This window comes from Ktedonobacterales bacterium, from assembly GCA_036557285.1.
Taxonomy (GTDB): Bacteria; Chloroflexota; Ktedonobacteria; order Ktedonobacterales; family DATBGS01; genus DATBHW01.
The window spans coordinates 122843-144120 of the sequence record DATBHW010000012.1 but is presented as its reverse complement, the minus strand read 5'-3'; the positions used below and the strand labels follow the sequence as shown (position 1 = coordinate 144120).

Sequence of the window (21278 nt, the reverse complement as noted above, 5' to 3'; positions counted from 1 at the left end):
CAGAGGCAGTACCCTTCGCGCGACCCACGCCGCGCGGACGTGAGTGGGCCCATCCGCGAACCAGGGGTCTCAAGATGAGTATACACCTTCAGCACTACTCGACCAGCGCCCTCTTCCTCAGCGGATGTTGGTGCGGCTGCCGCAGCAGCCGCACCAACACGGCTCCGGTGATGGCTCCACTAAGGAGGCCCGCCAGCGCCCCACTCAGGCCCCAAGCCTGAGCAGAGGGCAACCCCCAACCCAGTGCTCGGGCGACCACCACCATCACCAGAAACGCGAGCCCATTCGCCACGAAGAACATCACTGCTGACGCCAGCACCCACCATCCGGCCTGCTCCACCTGTCTGCGCAGCACCAGCCATTGTAGGAGGCCAGGAAGCATCACCAGGGCGACTCCACTTCCCAGAAACGTGACCACGAGGCCCGCCAACCCGGCATCAGGCCCCACCCCGGTCATCGCCCCACCCACCGACCCGGCCAGACTTCCGCTGACGGCGCCACCTACCATCCAGCCACCTCCAGTCGCTATCACCCACCAGCCAGAGTGGGCGAGGGCGTGCCGCAGGGCGATTCCCTGAGTGAGGCCAATCGCCGCCCCCTGGACCCCGAAGGCGATCATGGTCGTCACCCCCAGGGCCAAGGCCCCGAGCAGGGGAGAGGTCACGTCATCGAAGCTCGTTTCCCCGCCGCTAATGACGGCCCCACTCACGGCCCCGCCGAGGAGGGAGCCGAGCGTCGTGGCGAGTAGCCAGCAGAGCCAAAAACGCCGTTCAGCCGTGGTCAATCCGGTTGGCATGACACACCCCTTCGCACGATTAGGACACCGCTGCCACCGCGCGCTGCCTCGCCAACCCCCGCTGCTCCGCCCAGAGGGTGTAGCCCATCCACACCAGCCCGGCGCCGAACGCGATGTCCGCGATAGACGGAAGGGGGATGAAGCCTTTCACGACAAACAAGGGCGGGAAGAGGATGAAGAGCACCGCCGCCCAGCGGGGAAACACCTTCGCCCGCAGTGATGCCACACCAAAGAGCAGGAACCCCAGGAGGGCCAACGCGAAGGGGAGAATCAACCCGACGAGTCCCGGCAACAGCGAGAACTGCGTTCCGCCGGCATCCAGGAAGGCGGGCGCTACCTTGGCAAACCCTGGCGCTAAAAGGAAGTAGCCCCAGATGGTGCCAAAGACCAGGGTGATGCCCACGAAGGACAGTAGGAAGGCGATGAATCCCAGCACCCCAGTCTCTTTGGCCTGGCGACTATACAGCCCCACAAGCGCCCAGAGCAGGAATACTTTGGCAACCCAATTCACCACTTGCTCGATGACCCAGGTATTCGTGGCAGCCTGTTGACTGAAGGACAGAGACGACGGTTGGATGAACGGCTGGCTGGGGGGAAAGAGCAGGAAATCCAGGACAGCAAACAGAGCCTCGAGTACCCCAGCCACGATAGCAGTCAGACCACTCCAACAGAGCAGTGTGCGGGCAGTCATGAGACGGACCTCCTTGATTTGGCCCCGCACGGAGGCCACAACCACTTGCGGATGCGAACACGCGGCGCACCCGGAAAAACGGTTTCTGGAGAGAGTCTAGCAGGAGGGGTGTCCCACGATCTTGGGACAACGACCCGATTTTTGTCCCTTTCTGGTTAGGACGACAACGCTCATCTCCCTGTCGACACCGTTTGCTCACCTCATAACCCACCGGATGGGCAATGAAATCACCGCAAGTAGACGTGAACATGGCTAAAGGGCTTCGCCTGCCCTTCCTCCTGGCAAGCTCGGCCTTCGATGTTCCTCTTGCTCGTTCTTGATGCGTGGTTTTGCCAGTGGACCCACCGGTTTACGACATTGGACATCTCTGTGTTGCTTATGATAGGAAGCAACCGCACCCTTCGACAAGATGGGGGCGATGTGGACAGGTTACCAAAGTGCAAGGCTGTGATAAACTAGGGGTATGATTTTCTCTGAACCGCGCGATCTCAGATTGATCACTGTTCGTCGTGGCGGAACCCTGAGCGATCCCAATCACCATCTGCTGGCACTCTGGGCAGCCGCCTGCGCGGAGCATGTACTGCCTTTCTTTGAGGAAGTGCAACCCGAAGATGCTCGTCCACGTCAGGCCATTGAGCAGGCTCGGGCATGGGCACGCGGCGAGATCAAGATGTCTCAGGCTCGTGCGGCGGGTGGTCACGCGATGGCGGCGGCCAGGGATCTGAGCGGAGCGGCGCGACAGGCGGCCTATGCTGCTGGTCAGGCGGCGGTCGTGGCGCATGTGGCCGCTCACGAGTTGGGTGCGGCAGCCTATGCCATCAGAGCCGCGCAAGCGGCAGCCCCTGAAGACGCACGCGAGCAAGCTGGCCGTCAGGAGTGCCAGTGGCAGCGCGACCAGCTTCCCAAGGAGATCCGGGAGCTGGTGCTTGATGACCAGCGTTTGCGCAATGCGGTGTGCTGGGGTGTGTTTGCTTGGTAACCACCCTGCGCCAGCGCAGAACGCCTCTCCTCTTTGGCCTCATGTGTTGACCGATACTGGCGCCACAGGAGAGAGGGTATCAATCTGCTATCAGCGGTATATGAGTAAAGTATATAGGCGCGTTTGTATGAGGATAGACGTATGACGATGACCAACAATGCCATCTCCGGTGGGGTTGTCCACGCATTGCCAGAGGACTTACGGAACACCCTCGCTTCTGACGCGGAGGCGCTCGCGGCCTGGAAGGATCTGACGCCTCTTGCACGCAATGAATGGATCTGCTGGGCGATCTCCGTGAAAAAACCAGAAACCAGAAGGCAGCACGTGGAACGGGTGCGCACGGAACTCAAAGAGGGCATGCGCCGACCTTGTTGTTGGATAGGCTGCATTCACCGGACGGATAAGCCCATGAGTCCTTCGGTACAGTATGTGCTTAACAGACAATCTAAAAAGTCATCATAAACAGCAGAGTATTCCATCATGAGCAAGATAAGAGAAGTTTTCTTCTTGCTCCGCTCGTAAAATAGAGATACGCGCGCATGGCAAGCATATCTTCGCTCTCCATCAGTCATCCCGCATGCCAGCGGGAGAGCAAAGAAAGGAGACACCGATGAACACACGTGATCAGCACCATTTCACGACAGACCTCGATACTGCTGCACTGCCTGCGGTGGTCGACCGGTCCACCTGGCAGGCAGAACTGGACACGCTGCGGGTACGGGAAAAGGCGCACACCCGCGAAGGGGATGCGATCGCGGCAGCTCGCCGACGGCTGCCGATGGTGGAGGTGGACCCCACCATCCAGCTGGTCGGCCCGCACGGACCGGTCCCACTGCTGGAGGTCTTCGAGGGCCGGCGACAGTTGATCGTCTACTTTCACATGTGGCACACCGGTCAACCTGCCGAAGCCCAGTGCGAGGGCTGCACCTTCTCCACCACCCACATCAACGAGCTGTCTTATCTGCACTCGCGGGACGTCACCTACGCCACGTTCTGCGAAGGCCCCTACGAGGAGAGCTCGCGTTATCGTGACTTCATGGGCTGGACCATGCCCTGGTACTCGCTGCCGCAGGACGCCGTGGACCAGCTGGTCGCAGACCGGCACTTCGGCATCCTGGTCAGCTATCTCCGAGACGGTGACCAGGTCTTCGAGACCTACTGGACCACAGGCCGCGGCAATGAAGTGATGGCGCCGTCATACGGACTTCTGGATCTGACCGTCTATGGCCGGCAGGAGTTCTGGGAGGACTCGCCCGAGGGCTGGCCGCAGGGGTGGGATTCCAAAGGTGACCAGATGCGGTTGGACGGACGTCCCACCGCCCAGTGGTCCCGGCTTGCAGCCGGACGCTCCGACGACCTCAGCACCAGGGACACCGCCACCGCCCCACACGGCGGCCAAAACGAGCCGAGCGCCTCGTGATCACCACCGGCGCGGCGGTGGCGTGCAGCGCGGCGGCCAGATCACGGAGCATGCGCGGGGTCGTGACGAAGGAATCGGGTAAGCAGTAACATAGAAATTCATGAAACACACCACGTCAGACTACTCATTGTTGCGCAGGAGGTACCCATGAACCGCGTTACTGGTATTGGTGGCATCTTCTTCAAAGCCACTGACCCGAAGGCACTGCAAGCTTGGTACAAGCGACACCTCGGCATCAATGTGCAAGACTGGGGAGGCGCCGCCTTCGATTGGACTGACGCAGGTGGAAAACCGGTCGGTGGAACAACGGTCTGGTCCATCATGCCCGCCGAGGGTGACGCTTTTGCTCCAAGCACAGCTTCCTTTATGGTGAACTACCGAGTAGCCGACCTCCGCGCGCTACTCAAGGCTCTCAGGGAAGAGGGCTGCAACGTATTGGACAAGTTCGACGACTCGGAATACGGGAAGTTCGGCTGGGTCATGGATCCAGAAGGCAACAAGGTCGAGCTATGGGAGCCGCCTGCTAGCCAGTAGAGCCGAACACACACCTCGAGTGGGACGAGCAAGCCACTACGTCAGCCACCTAGCTTACCTAGAGTAAGAAAGCTCGGCTGCCATGCCACCGAGAGAAGTTAGTCCCCGATCAAAAACGCCTTCCACCCTCCGTGCGCGCGGGCCGCTGCCTGTAAGTAGCCGGTGAACGCTGGCCACCACAGGAGGTCGTTCGTCAGAATGACCAGCCCAAAGCGCAGGGGGAGCTGGCCGGTTGTCGCAGCCCATAGGAACCCCAGCGGCCCCAGGATCTTGCCCAGCATCCCCACCAGGATCAGGTGCCCGTGGCTGCTGGGGCGCCGTGCCGCCCACGCATAGCCAGGAGCGTAGACCAGCACGAACATGCCCACCACTTGCCAGAGCGGCAGGTACGACGGCAGCGGCATGGCTAGCAGGCGGAAGAGGGCCTCCGGGAAGAGGATGGTGAGGGAACCCCAGAGCAGGTTGTAGATGGCCGCCGCGTACAGCCACGGACGGAAGCGCGCCAGTGCCTTCTCGGACCCATCTTGGCTCATGCCTGCCGACCCTCCTTTGGCTCCTTGCGTACCTGGAAACGCCCGGTATAGCCGAAGATCGCTCCCAGCCAGGGATGCCGCACCACGAGATCAACCGCAATCCGCTGGCTCTGCGCCGCCAGGGCCGTCTCGCTCACCTGGACCTCCACCGCGGCCCAGCGCGGAAGCGTGATCCGAAACCTGCCCACCCCAAGCCGCATGCCCTCGGTGATGATGCGGATGGTGGCAGGCGGGTCAAAGGTCACATTCCAGACGACCTCCAGCACGCCACCTGGACGCACTCGCTCCACCACCCGAGCGAGTCGGGGATCAAACACCATCGTCGCATCGAATCGCCTGGGCGTGCGGAACCGAAACGTGCGACGCCACGTCTGGGCGCCACAGGCGTACTCATTGGGCAGCCCCTCAATGATCATCGCCGCCTGGATGTTGCTGCCCTGCTCCGGGAAGAGGATGTCGAACACGGCGAGTAAGCGAAAAAACGGCCACAACCAGAACGGTTGGTGCCAGATTCGATCCATCGAACCCTCCAGCACCACGCGTTCGTCGTCTGCGGGCCGCAGCAGGTACTGCTCGCGTAGCACCTCTGGCAGGGCATCGGCTGCCGCGCCCAGGACCGGAAAAAAGGGCGACGCTGCCCGCATTGGGAGCAGTGTCGTCCGCTCGTTGTGCCCATGCGTGAGACACCGACGCAGCGCGGCCTCCAGCTCTGGAGCGCGAAACGTGTATCCCTGCGCGGTGGCGACTGCCGGGACCGCCCGACGGCCATGCAGCAGGAGGTCGGCTTGTTCCCCCAGCGCCAGCCGCAGTATCGCTGCTGGGGTGCGCAGCGCGCTGGGACGCCGCAACACCCTCCCCAAGGCATGTGCCACCTGCTCTTGCGGGCGCACGTCTGGAGCCACCACGTTCACGGGGCCTGAGATCGCCTCGGTCTCCAGCACCCACTGGTAGAGACCCACCACGTCATCGAGATGCACCCAAGTAAACCACTGCTTCCCGTCCCCCAGAGGACCGCCAACAAACAGACGAAAGGGCGCGGCCAGCAGGTGCAAGGTCAGCGCATCAGGAGAGAGGACCACCGCCGTGCGCATCACGACCACCCGCACCCCCAGCGCCTCTGCGGCGGCGGCAGCACGCTCCCAGTGCTGGCACAATCGCCCGAGAAAGGTATCCCCAGGCGAAGAGCCTTCCGTGAGGGCCTCCTCACCACGGTGCCCGTAGACGTCGATCCCCGAGGCGTTCACCAGCGTGCGCGGGCGCAGGCTCGGGGCCACGCGCTCGATGGCCTGGACCAGCGTTTCGGTGGCGCACAGGCGGCTGCTCACCAGATCCGCCTGGCGCCTGGTGGTCCACCGTCGGCTCCCGATATTGGCGCCCGCCAGATTCACCACCGCATCTGTGCCAGTGAGCACATCGACCAGGGCGTCATCAGGCTGGCGGGGGTTCCAGTGCATGGAGCGCAGCAATCCCCCAGGAGCCGTGCGCTCTACAGGCGTGGCGCGCGTCAGCGCGGTGACGGTATGTCCATCTGCGACCAGCGCGAGGCTCAGGTAGCGTCCGATGAAGCCGGACCCCCCGGCGACGACGATCCGCATCACCAGCCTCGATCCAATGCGAATCGCTCGGTTTCTGTTTGCGACGCCATTCCCTGCTCCCTTCCTCACGAACGGATTAAGACTCTTGCAAGCATAGTTGATGGCACAGCGAAAAGCAACCCTGTTGGGCTTGAACGAGGACGAGGGAGGCGAGGAGCCTCCAGCAGCGGGTCCAGGGGAAGGAGAGGACGACAAAATGGGGGTCAACGAGGAGAGTAAAAAAATTGGGGCCAGTCCAGGACTGGCCCCGTGCGGTGGAGATGGGGGAGAGTCGAACTCAGGCCCAGCTATTCAGGATCGTTCAAGATCATCCAGAAAGCCAGGTAAATAGCGGGTTCGGAAGGCTGTTCTGTTCACGATGGTTCAGGATCGTTCAGCGGTGTGGGGGTCAAAATGGGGGTCAAAACACACACCGATAGCTTGCTATTTTCTTATTATCTGATCATTAGCGTATTGGCTGTGTTAGGATGTCAATGTTGAACATCGTTACTATCACTATTATGAGGTTGCTTCCTAAGTTTGGGAAGCATCTCCCGAAACGCTTCTATCTCTTGCTCAAGAGAGATGCCACTAAGGGCAAGTAATTGGGTCTCTAACTCAATGTTCTGAAGGTGTTCGCTTAGTTGCTTATTCGGTTCCAACTCAATCGGCTCCAACCGATTCAGCAGTGTCGTTGGGGAGGTAAGCTTCGACTTTTCTTGGGCATGTTCTCGGGCCATTCTGAGGACCTCTTTTCAGTTTGTTGGAGGAGGAAGCTAAAAAAGCTGCTGAGCCTTGCTAAGCAATTCCTTCTCTGTGTGGAGAAGGGTTTGGACGGTCTGCTTCAGGGCTTCATTCTGGTCTCGCAAGCTCTCGACAAGGCGCTTCACTTCTGGTGGTATCTGTCCCCCCTTATCTGACTGCATCAGTTCTTCCAGCTTCACCAGGAGCAAGGCGGCGTGAGTGCTGTATTCCTCCACCGTTGGCTCGCGCTCCCTTCTGGTAGCAACTTGAAGTTTTCTTTCTCCCAGAAGAGTCTCTAGTTCCCCTGTCGCTTTCATCGTCTCCAGCACCCGCTGGCGCATGGCCTCACGTTCAGCAAGCGGTACGCTGGAGAAGCGCATGTACTGCTCAAGCAGATCGAAGTAGGTTTTTTGCCAGCTTGCCCGGCGCTTCTCTTGAGTCTCATGTCGGGTCAACGTCTCCTTCACGAAGCTGCTTCCGACACGACCTTGAACCAGTTGGAGCAGTTCAATACCTTTCTTTTGCTTGCTCTGATCAGCGCTCACATAATAATAGAATAAACCAAGCATGGCGCAGCCTTCATCAAAGTCCTCGGAAGATTCCAGGCTCTTCTCTAATTCGGCTTCTATCTTTTCCAGCACGCTCTGCCAGCCTTTATCTGGTGCCTGGCTCAAGCGCTCACGTAAATCGCGCAATTGAGCCAGGGCACCCAGAAAGTGCAGATCACGACTGAATAACGGGCTGATCCGTCCCTGGTTCGTTTCTTGAGAAACAAGCATGGACCGCAGCAGCTGTTCCAGCAGAGATTGGCCTGGCTGAGTGAAGAAGTTCCTTTTCTGGGCAAGTGCGGCAGTTGCCTCATCAGCCGCTTTGAGGCTGGTTAACGTTTCAGCATAGCGCGCCTGCTGGAACGAGAGGAGGGCGCTACCGACCAGGCACAGCCCGTTAAGCTTACTGAATGCAGTTGAGTCACCTGGCTGGCTTTTGAGCGGCTGGAGCTTTGTCTGTGCCTGACTAACTTCCTGTTCTGCCTCGCGCCAGGCACCCTGGCGAATGAGCTGAACACATTGATAGAGATGGGCACGGGCCAGCGCCTCAGCCATTTCCTTGTCGAGCGCCTCGATTCTCCCTGCCTCTGCCAGCAGGCTGATGCCTTGCCTGGCATCCTGCTTCATGGTAACCATTGCTTTGCGGTACAGCGTCAGGCAGAGGTAATAGTCTGCCGCTCTCCTCGAAGAAACCGCGCCAGGCGGCCCAAACCTTGGATCAATCCTAAATAGCTTCCGCCAGTGCTCCTCTGCACTATCGAGATCGCCTGTTTGCAAGGCGATATATCCCGCCAGATAGCGTCCCTCTTTGTGGCCGGGGTCAATTTCCAACAGGTCGCGGAGATGCTTCTGCGCCTCTGTCGGCTGCTTCAGCATAGAATAGGCAAAGGCCAGATAGAACAATATTTGCGGGTGAATCTGCACATTGCTTTTGTCCAGCAGGTCTATCTCCGCTAGCTGAGTAATGGCCCCTTCCCACTTCTCGGCCTCAAGAGCCTCTGATGCCCTTTGTAAAGCCCGCTGGCTTGGCTTGGTTCCCCAAGCCAACGTAAAACGCCCGCTCGCAGTAACCAGACTCACCAGCACAAGCAAGAGGCTGCAAAAAACGATGGCGGACACAGCCCAGATCGGCCACTCCGTAGTAAGCGCTTTAAGCCAGATGAGCGCGTTCTGCAAAGCTCCCGGAAAATCCTTGACCTCAACCCCTCCCTGGACCACCAAGAGCGCAACACCGGATGCCAGGAGGAGAAAAGCGATAGTATACACGACAAAAGAAACGGATGACGCCCACGCTGGTCGTGATAATCTGACCGCCAGAGATGCTACGCCATAGGCACCATAGACCAGCAGAAACGCTGCCAGCCCCAAGCCAGCCAGAAGCTGTACTGACCCTTGCCACGCCTCAACCTGCCACAATTGAGTAAGGGCGATCACCCCAGCGATACTCAGCGCTCCCTCCAGGATAAGGCCCCAATCAAGGGAGATGCCAGCATGTTTCGCTGCTTCCTCCGCGCTTCCCTCGCCAGGAATACTGACCCCACTCCGCCGTAGTTGAGCCAGTGCGTTCTCGGCCTCTTTGCTGCGTTTCTTATCCCCTACAGCCCGAAACAACGCCAGGGCGGTGCTGATAGACCGCGCAGCGCTCTGCCGCTCTCCCAAGCGGAGCGCGGCCAGGCCAATCTGCCACTCGGCTTGTGCCTGTTCTGCCCGATTGGCACCTTTGATGGAGAGAACGCGAGCTTCCTGCGCAAGCTTGAGCGCCTGCCTGGCATCACCTTTCCCCAAGACCTGGGCAGCCGTGCTGAGCTTTGCCCTTGCCTGATAGCTGCGACGATTGAGGAAAGCGCTGAGGAAATAGAAGATGACCATGCCGGCAAAAAGAAGGTTGCCCCAGTCCTGAGTCAGTTTTTGATATAGCAGACTGATAGCTACCAGGTTTGCCACCGCCGCAAAAATGCAGATGAAGAATATTTTGAAAGGCGCTGTGCTAAAGGTAATTCGTAACAACGCCCACATGATGGGCAGCGCAATGAATGCAGCGAGGTATATATCTAGCCAGATAGAATGATAGACCTGGTCTGCTTTCAGAATCCCAAACCAGGCTCCCGCTCCAGCAAGAATGATCAGCACAGCCGATAACAGTCTTTTCATGGCAAACCTCCGGAGAAGTAGTGTCACCTGAACCGCTGCAATTAAGAAGGGGGCCGACGCTCCATTCCTCCTGCATCGCTCGTGGCTTCCAAGCTGGCCCAGAGGTGATAGAGGAATTTATCGCGTATGCCTCTCTCGGCATAGAGTTTTGCCAGCAGCTTATGGCTCTGTTGATGCGTGGGCAGTTGTTTCAGTGCCAACTCCAATCGCTCAAGGGCCAGTTCGTTCTTGCCTTGTTTGTGCTGAAGGAGTCCCTGAAGAAAATAGACTTCAGCGACCTGTTCGGGGTCCAGGTTTCCTCGTTCAATCACCTGAAGAATGCGGGCCAGCGCGCGAGCGCTCTCGGTTTCCGCTTGTTTGAGATCGTCCTGCCGAATGCTCTGCTGAATCGCCAGGATGTAAGCAGGTAAAAAGTAGGGAGATGCTTGTTGAATGTTATGAAGCACATTGACGGCGGATAGAGCATCTCCACTTTGATACAAGATGGTGGCATAGCTCATGAGGACCTGAATATCGCCAGGATGCCTGGAGACGAGAACCTCTATTTGCTCCTTCGCCAGGGAAGAGCGGCCATACTTACTATACGTATCTGCCAGCCCCAAGATTGCGCTATCGAAAGAGGGGTCCTGCCTGATGGCTCGCTTGAACGACTTGACGCCCTCGTCAAAATTCCCCAGCCTGAACGCATAAATCCGGCCCTGAAGACTATGGGCTTCTGCCGCTGTGGCAGGGTTGGCGGCTGCCTCTTTGAGAATCATGATGGCAAGCTCGCTGGTCTTCCTGAACGCTTCACGATCAGATGCCTGGTTCTGATAGAGAGTGCGTCCCAGTACGATAGGCGAGAGGCGTCGCCCAATCTGCTCAAGCGATATGCGCATTTCTTTTAGGGTGGCATATCTGGTGGCTGGATTGCGTCGAAGCGCTCTGATAACAACCGTTCCCAAGGTTTCGAGGTCAGGGTAAACGGCCCGTCCCAACGCGGGGTCCAGATCATCCAGATAGGGCGCAAACGGAGCAAGGTCCCCCCAGATCACCTGTTCAGCCAGCTCGTAGGGCGAAGCATCCAGAAGAGGTGGCTGGGCGCCAAAGCTGAGGTAGAGCAGCATACCAGGGCATAAACGTCAGAACGGGGATCGCCACCACCGCGAAGCTGCTCCTGGGCCAGAGAAAGCACATGGGCATTGCCTTCGAGGTAATAGCTAGTCGGATGGGGCACAAAAGGCTCGAAACAAAGCAGATGAGCATGCGTTCCTCCCTCCCCATGTTCGACAACAATGCTATCAGGGTGAATTGCTCCATGCGCGAGGCCAGAGTTATGGAGGCTCTCAACCGCCTTGCAGACCTGGATCACCAGCGAGAGAAGTCGGAAACGCCCCCACAAGCCACCTTGACGCCACTCATGCAGATAATGGCTGAACAGTGTGCCAGGGGGTCTGGCAGTAATGAGGTAGTGGCGCTCCCCCACAAACACCTCATCATGCGCGGTGAAGAGGCCAGGCTGCTGAATGGCTTGCCACACTTGCAGGCTCTGAGGAATGCTCCGGCGCCCATGAGGATTTGCCTCTTTAAGGTATACCAATGCTCCGCTGTCCGACTCCACACCCTCGTAGAGGATTCCCAGCGCATCTTGAGCTAGCGGAGTATCTTGGAAGGTATATCTTCCTATGCTCTGAACAGCCATCGTGAAAGCAAGCCCCCTTTCCTCATCACATGCTGAGTCATCACCAGCGCTTCTGGAAAAGCTTACTACCTCTGTGCCCCATTGCTCAGTCTTTGGTGGCTACAATGTGGCTTCGTTATATGCATCCTGAAGCCGGGAGCCAGCCTCTTCTATGCCTCTTTGATCGCTAGCCATAACCGCGTTGGCAAATGTGTTCATGGCTGTCTCCAGGCGCTGTTTTTGGACGCCTTGCAGAGAGGAAAGAAGCTCGCGCGCGGAGAGCCAATAGCTATACCACTGCGCGGGCACTTGCTGGCGCGTTAGCTCTGGGATGGCCTGTGTCCCTGCTTCGGGAGGTGGCGGACTTTCGGGGCCAGCATCAGAAGGAATCCTCCCGCCTGGCTTCGCCATCTGCGCCATGAGTTCTCTTCGGGCATCCTCGACCTGTTTTTTGCTCATACGAGTCGTATCAAAGGCAAAGGAGCCTTGATAGATTCTGTTGGTGCGCAGGTCTGTGCAAATCGTCGAGAGGGTGCCGCTGACATCCAATACAAACTGAATGCGCAAGCGATGCTGCCCTTGCAGCAATGGCTCAAGCCCTTCAATCTTCACCTGCCCAATTTTGCTATTGGCCGCCACAAAGTTCTGTTCGCCCTGGTACACCTCCACAAGTAGCTCGGTGGTGTAATCGGCAACATTGGTAAATCCATCATCACTCGCCTGGCAGGGGATAGGGCTTTCTTTTTCAATCAACTTATGGAACCCGCCGCCAGCGACGGCAATCCCCAGCGAATGGCTGGTGACATCCACGATCTGGAGGGCTGGAGGCTCGGCAACCCCAGGTTCCTCTTGCTTTTTCTGGTCAACCTCTTCAGCCGTCATTCCTTCAACCTTTTCAGGAGGAAGGCCAATCGGTTTTAATCCGGCTGCTACAATAGCGGCCCCCATCGCCACCGCCTCATCGGGGTTGATGTTTGCCAGCACCACCGGGTCTTTATCTGGACACTCGGCACGTAATCTCGCCACCAGCATTTCGCGGACCTCTCGCAGGCGGGTGGGACCGCCAACAAGCAAGATACCATCCAGCGCCTTCCAGCCTCCCAGGTTGTTATGTTCATCGGCGCTGGCGATAGCATCTTCCAACCCCTTCATTGACCGCCCAAGCAAGGGCTGAATCAGCCTGCCGAACTCGGCGCGAGGGATGTCTAATTTGACATTAAGTGGTTTGCCTCCCACTACCGTCAAAAAGGGCAAGTTCAAGGTGGCGTTTTCGGCAACGACCAACGTCTTCTTGATACCTTCTGCCTCTACTTTGATTCGGCGCTTGACGGCATCATCATTGCTCAGATCAACACCATGTTTCTTCTGAATCTCTCTGAGTGCCCACCCTGCCACTGCTTCATCCATATCCAGGCCACCCAAACGCGGGTCTCCGCCTGTGCCAATGACGGTGATGTCCTGGGGGCTGACCTCAATGATGGAAACGTCAAACGTGCCTCCGCCCAAATCATAGACGGCATAGGTCTTCTCGCTCCCCTCCTCCACCCGGCTGACGCCATAAGCAATAGCTGCTGCTGTTGGCTCGTTCACCAACTGGTGAACATTCAGCCCCGCAATCTCCCCTGCATCACGGGTGGCGGTCTTCTGCACTTCTTTGAAATAGGCGGGAACCGTAATCACCGCGTCATGGACTGGCTCGCTCAGATAATGTTCGGCAGCTTGTTTGAGGTAGGCAAGAATGTAGGCAGAGATCGTTTGTGGGTTGTATCTTTTCCCCTTCATTGGCACCGTGACATCGTTGCCCATCTCCCGCTTGATCTGCGAGACGGTGTTGTCGGGATCCTCCCATAGGTTGCCTTTTGCCTGCTCGCCAACGATAATCTCGCCCGCGCTGTTGACGCTCACCACCGAAGGCGTGGTGGGGTGTCCCTCCAGGTTTGGAATAATGACGGTCTGCTTCCGACTTTCATCCCAGATGGACACCGCTGAATAGGTAGTTCCCAGGTCAATGCCGATAATCTTTGCCATCTGTGGCCTCCTCTTCTCCAGCTCATAGCAACCGGTTGACTATGACTTGACGAGTACCTGTGGAACTCGCAAAACACGCCCATTGAATCTATAGCCTGCGCGCCGCACACGAATGATGGTTCCCGACGAAAGGTCGTCGCCCCCTAACCACTCAGCGGGAATATCCGATTCCACCGGCTCGTGCAGACTGGGATCGAACCGAGTCACTTGTTCTTCGATAGGAATTTCCTCAAGCCCCAGCGCCCCGAGGCCATCAGCGAGCTTCTGCCGGACCAGCATGACAGCCTCTAAGAGACTATTTTGCTCGCCAGCCGGTGCCATGAGCCTGCGTTGATTAGCGATCACCAGGTCCAAATCATCCAGGGCCGGAAGGAGCGCCTGCACCAGGCTACGGCGAAGCTGTAATTGCATCTCTTCTCGAACGCGCGCTTCCAAATCTCGGAGCGCTCCGGCGAAATGTTGTTCGGCGTGCTGAATAAAGCCCTGGTTTTCCTGCATGGCCTTCCATGTTGTCTGGGAGAGCGCTTTTGTGGAAAGTTCGAGGTCACTCAAGCGCAAGAGAAGTGTCTGTTGGAGCGCCTGCATATCTTGTTGCTCACGCATCATAGTCATGCTATCTCGTCCTACGCCACGCAGAAGCATCTCCAGACCAGCGAGTTTTTCCAGCACTTCTGGTGATTTCCCGGCCTCTTCGACAGGTGGAACAGCCTGCTTTACCTGCTGCACCACGGGCGCAGCAGGGACCTTCCGATCAGGCTGGAACTTTTTGTGCTGTGGCATTGCCCCATTCCCCTCCTCAGCACCAGGCTTCACTCTCATACAGCTCAAGAGGTTTGGTACACCCAGCCTCTTGCATCAAGCGTTCAATGGTCCGTAAACGCACGATGCGGTCGACCCAAAAAGGTGGAGCGAGCGGCTGGATACGCAAGACTTCCAACAGCGCTCCCTCTTTTCCGCTTTCCAACTCTTTATCGTACTTATCGCGGTCCTCTTTCTTGAGGAGCGCTTTTAATGCGTCATTTATTCTGATCTCTTGCTCCTCGGCTGCCCTGTCACCTTTGCGAGCCTTCTTGTTGCAGGACGCCTTTGCTTTATTAGCCGCTTTTCGTATCTTCTTACTGGCCTCTTGCTCATCCAGCCCCCCTAACTCCTGAGGGGTAATCTCAAGAGTCTCATAGTGGGTGATACCAGATTCATCGGTGATCTCCAATAAGATCATTGCCAGGTGCCTCCCCCTTGAATCTATGCCGGTCCTCCTCAGCGAGCGAGCTAATAACGGATACCCATGCTTCGGAGTTGGCCTCGAACCTGTTCGACAGAGGTGCGAAGCGCCGTGATCTGCTTTCTCAGGTCGCTATCGTTGCACGCACGTTCCGCATCCCAAATGGTCGTCTCAATGGGGTCAAACAAAGATTGAGATGGAGTAATGGAGCGCGAATTAATGCTGCTCATGGTTGAGCGAAACTGACAGACCGCTTTATAAAAGAGCACCAATGCCCGTTCGGTTGTACCCCGACTCAGACAATTCTCTGCTTCCCGTATCCCTGTAGACCACTCTTCCCGCTTGATAGCATTGGTGATGGGGGTGAGTTCTTCATCAAGCAGAAGTTGGCGCAGTTGCGCTTCGATAGTGAGGCGAAGCTGAGTAATCTGCTCTTGCAGGTCTCTATCGGCATACGCTGCTTCTGCCTCTCGGAGGGTCGTTTTAACAGAGTCAAACACATATTTGTTGAGGGAGATGCCGCGCGACTTGAGACGGCTCATGGTTGAGCGAAACTCGCAGACCGCTTTATAAAAGAGCGCCAACGCCCTATCCGAAGTACCCTGGCGCAGACAGCTCTCTGCTTCCCGTATCCCTGTAGACCAATCTTCCTTTTTGATAGCATCGGTAATGGGTCCAAATTCAGCCGCGTTTACAAGCTGGCGAAGTTGTTCTTTGAGAGAAACGGGGGTATCCCCCTCCTCTGCGCGGGGGAGCGATCGTTCTGCTACCTGCCTGGCTGTAGCCCACTCTTTGAGGCGCAAGTGACACAGGGCCTTGTAGTACAGGGCGATGACTGCATCTGGCGATACGTACAGGGCCGAATCCAGGTGCCTCAGAGCTTCGGCCCAGCGCTCTTTATTCATTGCGGCGCGCGCTTGTTTGAGGTATCCTGCGATCTTCGCCAACGGAATCTGCGTTATGATCTGGCGCAACTGCTCTTCTATCTGGCTATCTGCATATGGACGGCACCAGAGAAGCGCTCTATTTGCCGTTTCTTCAGCAGCAGTCCACTGCTCCAGCTTGAACTGGCACACCGCCTGGTAAAAGAGGATCGGAACGGAGGTGGGTAACTGAGATAACGCCGAATCCAGGTACGGCAGGGCTTCGGCCCAGCGCTTCCTGTCCATTGCTTTTCGCGCTTTTTTCACGTCTGGCGCAACCCTTGCCTGGGGAATCTGTCTTAGGATGTGCCTCAATTGCTCTTCTATCTGGTGACCATCATCGCCTGGTTGGCATAAGGGAAGCGCCTGTTCTGCCGCTCGCTCGGCAGCGTCCCAGTCCTCTAACCTGAAAAGGCACACTGCCTTGTAGAAGAGGACCAGGGCAACATCAGGCACCTTTGCTTGTGCCTGCTGAAGGTAGGCGAGCGCATCGGTCCAACGCTTCTTCCCCATTGCCGCGATTGCACTACCAAGTTCTTTGGCAACGCGGACCTGGGGGAACTGGGAGAGCAGTTCCTTCAACTGCTCTTTGATGCTTTGGGTCTCCTTATCCTCGCCAGTACAAAGGGATTGGGCTTGTTTTGCCGTTTGTTCCGCAGTGTCCCACTCCTCTAGCCTGAAATGGCACACCGCCTTGTAGAAAAGGACAAGCACAGCATCTGGCAGCTTTTCCTGCGCCTGGTTCAGATGCGCAAGCGCATCGGTCCAGCGCTTCTTTCCCATCGCCTCGAGCGCGCTATGTATGTATTTTGCGATTCGGACCAGGGGGAACTGAGAGAGCAACTCATCCAACTGCTCTTTAATGCTTTGGGTTTCCTTATCCTCGCCGGTACAGAGCTTCAGCGCTTTTCTTGCCGTCACTTCGGCGGTATCCCAATCTTCGCGGAAAAAGGAGGCAAGCGCAAGATAAAACAATGCTGGCAAATAGTCAGGGACAATTTCCAACACCTCTTGCAAGTAGCTGATCGCCTGGGCTGGCTGCTCTTTCAGCAGCTCCTGCGCCTTGTGATACCAGGGGCCAACAGCAATATTTTGTGCAATCGTTTCCAGATCGCTATCTGCACCGAGTTGTTCAATCAGTTCAAGCACTCTCGGCCTCAGCAAGCGATGCGGGAAACCAAGTACATACCGGGCGAGCTGCGCGTAGGTGCTGCGCTGCTCTTTATTCTCCAGGCCCAGCTCTTGCGCCGCCGATGGCAGAACCCTGAAAAGCAGCAAACAATACTGTTCAGCCATCATTTCCCGATGCTGCCCAAAGACATCCTTCTCCTCATCGTGGAAACGATAGGCTGCCTCAGTATCTTGCTTTGCCAGCGTGAGGTCTTCTGAAAGCTGGTTGAGCCGCCAGCGAGCTATCTCCGAGCGCTCAGTTAAGCTCTGCCATCCAGCGACCAGATGCAACCAGTGGACGATGGTGTCGTAGCCAACTTGCAGCACCTCCTCGCGCTCATGTTCGCCTGCCCAATCATCTGATCTCACGCCGCAACGGAAATAAGCGTTCCGGAACGCTAGTTGACGTAAGGCAAAATACGAGATGGCTTCTTTCGCCCAGACTAGCCCTAATTCCAGAAGTTCTGGCCCTGCCGACAGCGTTTGAAACCGGGCATTGGCTCCTTCCATGAATGCCTGGTGCTTCTGGAGCAGCTTTTTTTCATAGCTGGTGGCATCTTGCATCAGTTCGCCATACAGCGTCCAGGTGTGCGTAACCTGGTCCCAATACCTTTGATACTGGCCCTCATCCTTGAGTCGGGTATAGAGAATTGCCAGATTTTGTAAGATGGCTGGATGGTGTGGCGCAACACGCTCCGCCTCTCGCCAGAGGACACGTACCCGATCATACGATTTGGAGCGATATTCCTCGGCTGCCCACTTTCCTAACTCATACAGGTAGGCTTCTTGCAGACCAAACCAGCGATCTGCTCTACTCTCTGCCAGTTTGCCTAAAGCCCCCAGGTGATGGAGCCGAGCCTCGCCATCTTCGTTCGATCCGGCTGGCAGGTGGGTTAGCATATAGGCTGTCAACAGTCCATCCAGTGGACTTTGCTTCTCACTCTCCTCCTCCGCAGAGGCGTCATCGTTCAGATAGCTTTGTGGCGAAAATGCTGTCATACGTTGCAGCGCCTGGTAGGCAGGATGCGATGGCTGGGCTGCGCCCACGTGCTGCTCGGCCAGCGCCACTGCCTGGGTACGCATCGGCGGGTCGCTACACTCGACAAGCAGTTTCAAGCACTTCTCGCAAAACAAGCCAGCTTCAAGCCAGTTGGCTGGCGTCAACTGGTTCAGCGAGTCTAGCACCCGTTCCCAGCCACCTTCATCCGTTGCCTGGCGTATGTCACACTCGACCAGATCATAGGTAGCCCGTACTGCCAGCTCATCCCCTGGAGCGGCGCCCTCCAACGTTCCAAGCACCTGCTTGAAGGACTTCCTGGCTTCCTCATACTGTTCTGCCTCTAACTGCGCCTCGCCTAAGAAGAGGTGAATCTCTCTTGATTCGGGCCAGAAGTTGAGCGCCCAATCGAATTCATCAATGGCTTCCTCGAAGAGACCCCAGTCGTGCTTGGCCCGCCCTAGGGCCAGGCGATACAGCCGCTTGAAAGGGTCCAAGCGTATCGCTTGCTCCAGAAGATTCACCTGGAACTGAGGCTCCAGAGCGTTCTCTTGGGCGAGCGCAAACATCTTTTGTGCAAGGTGCAGTTGCTGTTGAGGGGAGTGAATTGCTTCTTTGGCCTCTCCCATGAGGTGCTTATACTGTTGTTGGGGTGATTTGGTCTGCTGGGTTCCTGCTCTTTTCATCTGTCCCCCCGCGAAATGCACTCAAGAGGCGGAAATTTGCCTCATCAAGCAACCTCAAGTTTCAGAACCAGGCCAGGTTGACGCAGCGCGACAAAAATATGCCCTTCAGTAACTACCCGAAAATCGGCTACTGTTCCTGCATCCTTTGGGAGAAGGAGTTCATACACAAAGCGAGTACTCGCATCGAACTTCTGGAGTCGCCCTCCATTCAGATCAGAAACATAGATTGCTCCCATCGTATCAACCTGGATGCGCTCTGGATACCAGAGTTGACCAACCTCTTTTCCCTCCTCGCCAAATGCTTGCAGCAGGTTTCCGGCAGGACCAAACTTCTGTATGCGATGGTTGTTGGTATCAGCTACCAGAATATTCCCGGCGGCATCAACGGCTACCCCGCGCGGCTCATCAAACTCTCCGGGGCGCTCACCAGCCTGCAAATAGTCTCCGTCCTCATCTGGTTGGTTAATCCCAAGAATGAGCAGGCATCTCCCTTGCTGATCCCATATAAGCACGCGGCTGTTGCCACTATCGGCGATGCAGAGATTCCCGGCTGCGTCCAGAGCAATTCCCTGGGGAGCCTTGAGCTGGTTCGATGCAATGCCCTCTTCTCCCAGCACTCCCAGCACCTGCCCATCTGATGCAATCTGCTTAATACACCCAAGGCCCATATCAGCGAGGTAGAGTGAACCCTCTTGGGCAGCCACCAGCGCGGCAGGGGTATCAAAAGCCTCCTGTGCATCTCCAACCTCGAATTGACGGAGCAGCCGGACCAGATTGCCGCTGCTATCGAACACCTGGATTCTCGCCTGCCCGCCATCATCCATAAAATCAGCGACATAGATGGCACCATCTGGCAAGAGCGCCACCCCAAACGCGGTACCCAGCGTTCTAGCAGCCTGGCCCGTTCCACCAATAGCCAGGAGAGCTTTATATGGTCGGCCTCGCGCAGTGCCTCCAGCAGTGAAATCTAGCTTCAGGTTCTGGAGATGAAACTGCCCCAATTGTGGTACCTCGGTAAACTTCTGCTCTGGCAGGGGGATATGCAAAGAGGGGAGCGCTGACAGGGGTGATCCCACATCAGGGAAGTTCGGATCGGGAATGGACCCCATATCTGGGAAGTTGAAATCCTGAATATCCATTTCCCGCATGTCTGACAGATCGAGGCTGTGTTCATCATCTGGTGGTTGCCTTTTGTTCATAAGGTGTACTCCTTACATTCATTGGCTCCCTGGAAGGACATCCATAATGTGCAAATCCGTTTGAGCGTAGTCAACGCCTAAATCATCCATGTAGGTAATCCGGCTGGTAACTGGCAACGCTCCACTGGCCTTAGGCGTAACCGATTGCTTCTCGGATGCAACGGTCTTTCCCGCATGTAGCTCATCGGGTAAGCTGATTTCTGTGCAGCCAATCACCTCGCCTAGCTGCAAAGCAATGTTTCTTGCCGCCCGCTCGCCAGTGTTGTGCAGGATGATCTTCAATCGGGTGGAACGCCCCTGTTGAAGTTCGCCCACGGGCTGGAACTCCACACGCAATTGTGGCCGGGCCAGGCGGTGCAGGGAAACATCTGTAGCATGGCCGAGCAGGGTATACTGTCCATCGGGCGAGAGCGCGGCGCAGGTGACAGGATTCTGATCTTCGCTGGTGGAAATATTCTTGCGACTATCAAGAAAGGTGAGGCCGCTGCGAGACGAAACCGCCAGGATAAAGTGACCCTCCGGAGAGAGCGGGGAGAGCAGCAACTGAGTCATATCTGCGATGGTGTACTTTTTCAGCACTTCCATCTCTGGATCAATTGCATAGATCAGGATTGATCCCTCTCCACACGCCATAATCAGGCGGTGACCACTGTTCGAAAGCAATAGGCTTCGTGGTGAGCCTGGAACGCTGTACCTCCATACATTTTCTTGCGTGTGGAGATGGATTCGCGTGACCAGGCGGTCTTGCGTGGCAACGACGATTGCGCTGCCATGTTCAGCAAAGGCCACCCCAGCCACCGGAGCTTGCATATCACGTAACCACCCTGGATTGCCTTGCGTATCGAAAGTAGCCAGGGAGCCAGCATAAGTCCCGACAGCCACTGCGCGACCCGCTGGGGTAACCGATAAGGCAGAGATACCATCATCTACGGCTGTTCTCCAAAGTATGGCGCCATCAGAGCGCATAGCGACAATTTGCCCATCCCAGGTTCCAGCAACAAGCTCAGGCTCCCCAGCGCTCACAGCAAGCGCAGAAATAGGACTCCCCAGCCCTATTTGCCAGATCAGCCCATGCTGCCCAAAGCAGGAGAGCTGCCCTCGCCAGGTGCCAACGAATACCTTTTGAGCGAGCGCTGCCACTCGAAAGGGCCGCCCTTGGACGTCCTCTCGGTAGAGGAAGCGTCCATCTTCACTCCAGACAGATACACTCCCCGCTTCGGTAACGGCCAGGGCATGTACTGGTGAGCCAAAGAGGGCTACCTGAATTGGTGACTCTACAGGTTGGTTCCAGCAGGCTATCAGTTTTTCTTGCGTTTCAGGAATGGGAGGTGGATAGAGGTCTACCTCAGAAGGTGCTTGCGGCTGCTCACCAGCGGGAGGAGCCATTGATGCGTTTTGGGTGTCACCGATGGGTGGAGCAGGC

The 21278-nt window shown here is 57.1% G+C and carries 17 protein-coding genes; 5 read left to right on the top strand and 12 right to left on the bottom strand.

The window, feature by feature from the left end:
• Positions 1 to 94: 94 nt before the first annotated feature.
• Both VH599_04975 and VH599_04970 read right to left on the bottom strand, forming a co-directional pair.
• Entirely contained in the window at positions 95 to 796 is a 702-nt protein-coding gene (locus VH599_04975; GenBank protein ID HEY7347650.1) for a hypothetical protein, read from the bottom strand.
• A gap of 19 nt (positions 797 to 815) precedes the next feature.
• Entirely contained in the window at positions 816 to 1487 is a 672-nt protein-coding gene (locus VH599_04970) for a hypothetical protein (protein HEY7347649.1), read from the bottom strand.
• Positions 1488 to 1950: 463 nt separating this feature from the next.
• On the opposite strand from VH599_04970, the gene VH599_04965 reads away from it, so the two are divergent.
• The 4 genes from VH599_04965 to VH599_04950 all read left to right on the top strand — a co-directional run bounded on the left by VH599_04965 (position 1951) and on the right by VH599_04950 (position 4420).
• Positions 1951 to 2466 carry a hypothetical protein gene (locus VH599_04965; protein ID HEY7347648.1) on the top strand — a complete coding sequence of 172 codons (516 nt, stop codon included), beginning with the start codon at positions 1951 to 1953 and terminating at the stop codon, positions 2464 to 2466.
• A gap of 141 nt (positions 2467 to 2607) precedes the next feature.
• Positions 2608 to 2928 (top strand): YdeI/OmpD-associated family protein, encoded by a 321-nt coding sequence (locus VH599_04960; protein HEY7347647.1) that lies wholly within the window; start codon positions 2608 to 2610, stop codon positions 2926 to 2928.
• A 148-nt stretch (positions 2929 to 3076) separates the two neighbouring features.
• Positions 3077 to 3886, top strand: coding sequence for a DUF899 family protein (locus VH599_04955; GenBank protein ID HEY7347646.1), 810 nt, complete (start codon positions 3077 to 3079; stop codon positions 3884 to 3886).
• A 147-nt stretch (positions 3887 to 4033) separates the two neighbouring features.
• Positions 4034 to 4420 (top strand): VOC family protein, encoded by a 387-nt coding sequence (locus VH599_04950; protein ID HEY7347645.1) that lies wholly within the window; start codon positions 4034 to 4036, stop codon positions 4418 to 4420.
• A gap of 98 nt (positions 4421 to 4518) precedes the next feature.
• Here VH599_04950 and VH599_04945 read toward each other — a convergent pair whose 3' ends face one another.
• The 3 genes from VH599_04945 to VH599_04935 form a co-directional block, all read right to left on the bottom strand.
• Entirely contained in the window at positions 4519 to 4953 is a 435-nt protein-coding gene (locus VH599_04945; GenBank protein HEY7347644.1) for a hypothetical protein, read from the bottom strand.
• A complete protein-coding gene (locus VH599_04940; protein ID HEY7347643.1) occupies positions 4950 to 6548 on the bottom strand; it encodes a TIGR01777 family oxidoreductase in 1599 nt (532 codons plus the stop codon). Before VH599_04940 ends, VH599_04945 begins: the two co-directional genes overlap by 4 nt.
• A gap of 755 nt (positions 6549 to 7303) precedes the next feature.
• The gene (locus VH599_04935) at positions 7304 to 8446 is read right to left on the bottom strand and encodes a hypothetical protein (GenBank protein HEY7347642.1); all 1143 of its coding nucleotides are present in this window, start codon (positions 8444 to 8446) and stop codon (positions 7304 to 7306) included.
• A gap of 114 nt (positions 8447 to 8560) precedes the next feature.
• On the opposite strand from VH599_04935, the gene VH599_04930 reads away from it, so the two are divergent.
• Positions 8561 to 8776: a hypothetical protein gene (locus VH599_04930; GenBank protein ID HEY7347641.1), complete on the top strand. Its 216-nt coding sequence runs from the start codon at positions 8561 to 8563 to the stop codon at positions 8774 to 8776.
• 1235 nt (positions 8777 to 10011) lie between these two features.
• Here VH599_04930 and VH599_04925 read toward each other — a convergent pair.
• From VH599_04925 to VH599_04895, 7 genes are all read right to left on the bottom strand, one after another.
• Positions 10012 to 11076: a tetratricopeptide repeat protein gene (locus VH599_04925; protein ID HEY7347640.1), complete on the bottom strand. Its 1065-nt coding sequence runs from the start codon at positions 11074 to 11076 to the stop codon at positions 10012 to 10014.
• 674 nt (positions 11077 to 11750) lie between these two features.
• On the bottom strand, positions 11751 to 13658 hold the full coding sequence (locus tag VH599_04920; protein ID HEY7347639.1) for an Hsp70 family protein: 1908 nt from the start codon (positions 13656 to 13658) through the stop codon (positions 11751 to 11753).
• Between the two features lie 39 nt (positions 13659 to 13697).
• Positions 13698 to 14438: a nucleotide exchange factor GrpE gene (gene grpE, locus VH599_04915; protein HEY7347638.1), complete on the bottom strand. Its 741-nt coding sequence runs from the start codon at positions 14436 to 14438 to the stop codon at positions 13698 to 13700.
• 16 nt (positions 14439 to 14454) lie between these two features.
• Positions 14455 to 14877 carry a hypothetical protein gene (locus tag VH599_04910; GenBank protein ID HEY7347637.1) on the bottom strand — a complete coding sequence of 141 codons (423 nt, stop codon included), beginning with the start codon at positions 14875 to 14877 and terminating at the stop codon, positions 14455 to 14457.
• A gap of 50 nt (positions 14878 to 14927) precedes the next feature.
• Complete coding sequence (locus VH599_04905; GenBank protein HEY7347636.1) at positions 14928 to 18467, bottom strand: tetratricopeptide repeat protein; 3540 nt, start codon at positions 18465 to 18467, stop codon at positions 14928 to 14930.
• Positions 18468 to 18700: 233 nt separating this feature from the next.
• A complete protein-coding gene (locus VH599_04900; protein ID HEY7347635.1) occupies positions 18701 to 19855 on the bottom strand; it encodes an NHL repeat-containing protein in 1155 nt (384 codons plus the stop codon).
• An 18-nt stretch (positions 19856 to 19873) separates the two neighbouring features.
• Positions 19874 to 21241, bottom strand: coding sequence for a PQQ-binding-like beta-propeller repeat protein (locus VH599_04895; GenBank protein ID HEY7347634.1), 1368 nt, complete (start codon positions 21239 to 21241; stop codon positions 19874 to 19876).
• Positions 21242 to 21278: the final 37 nt, after the last annotated feature.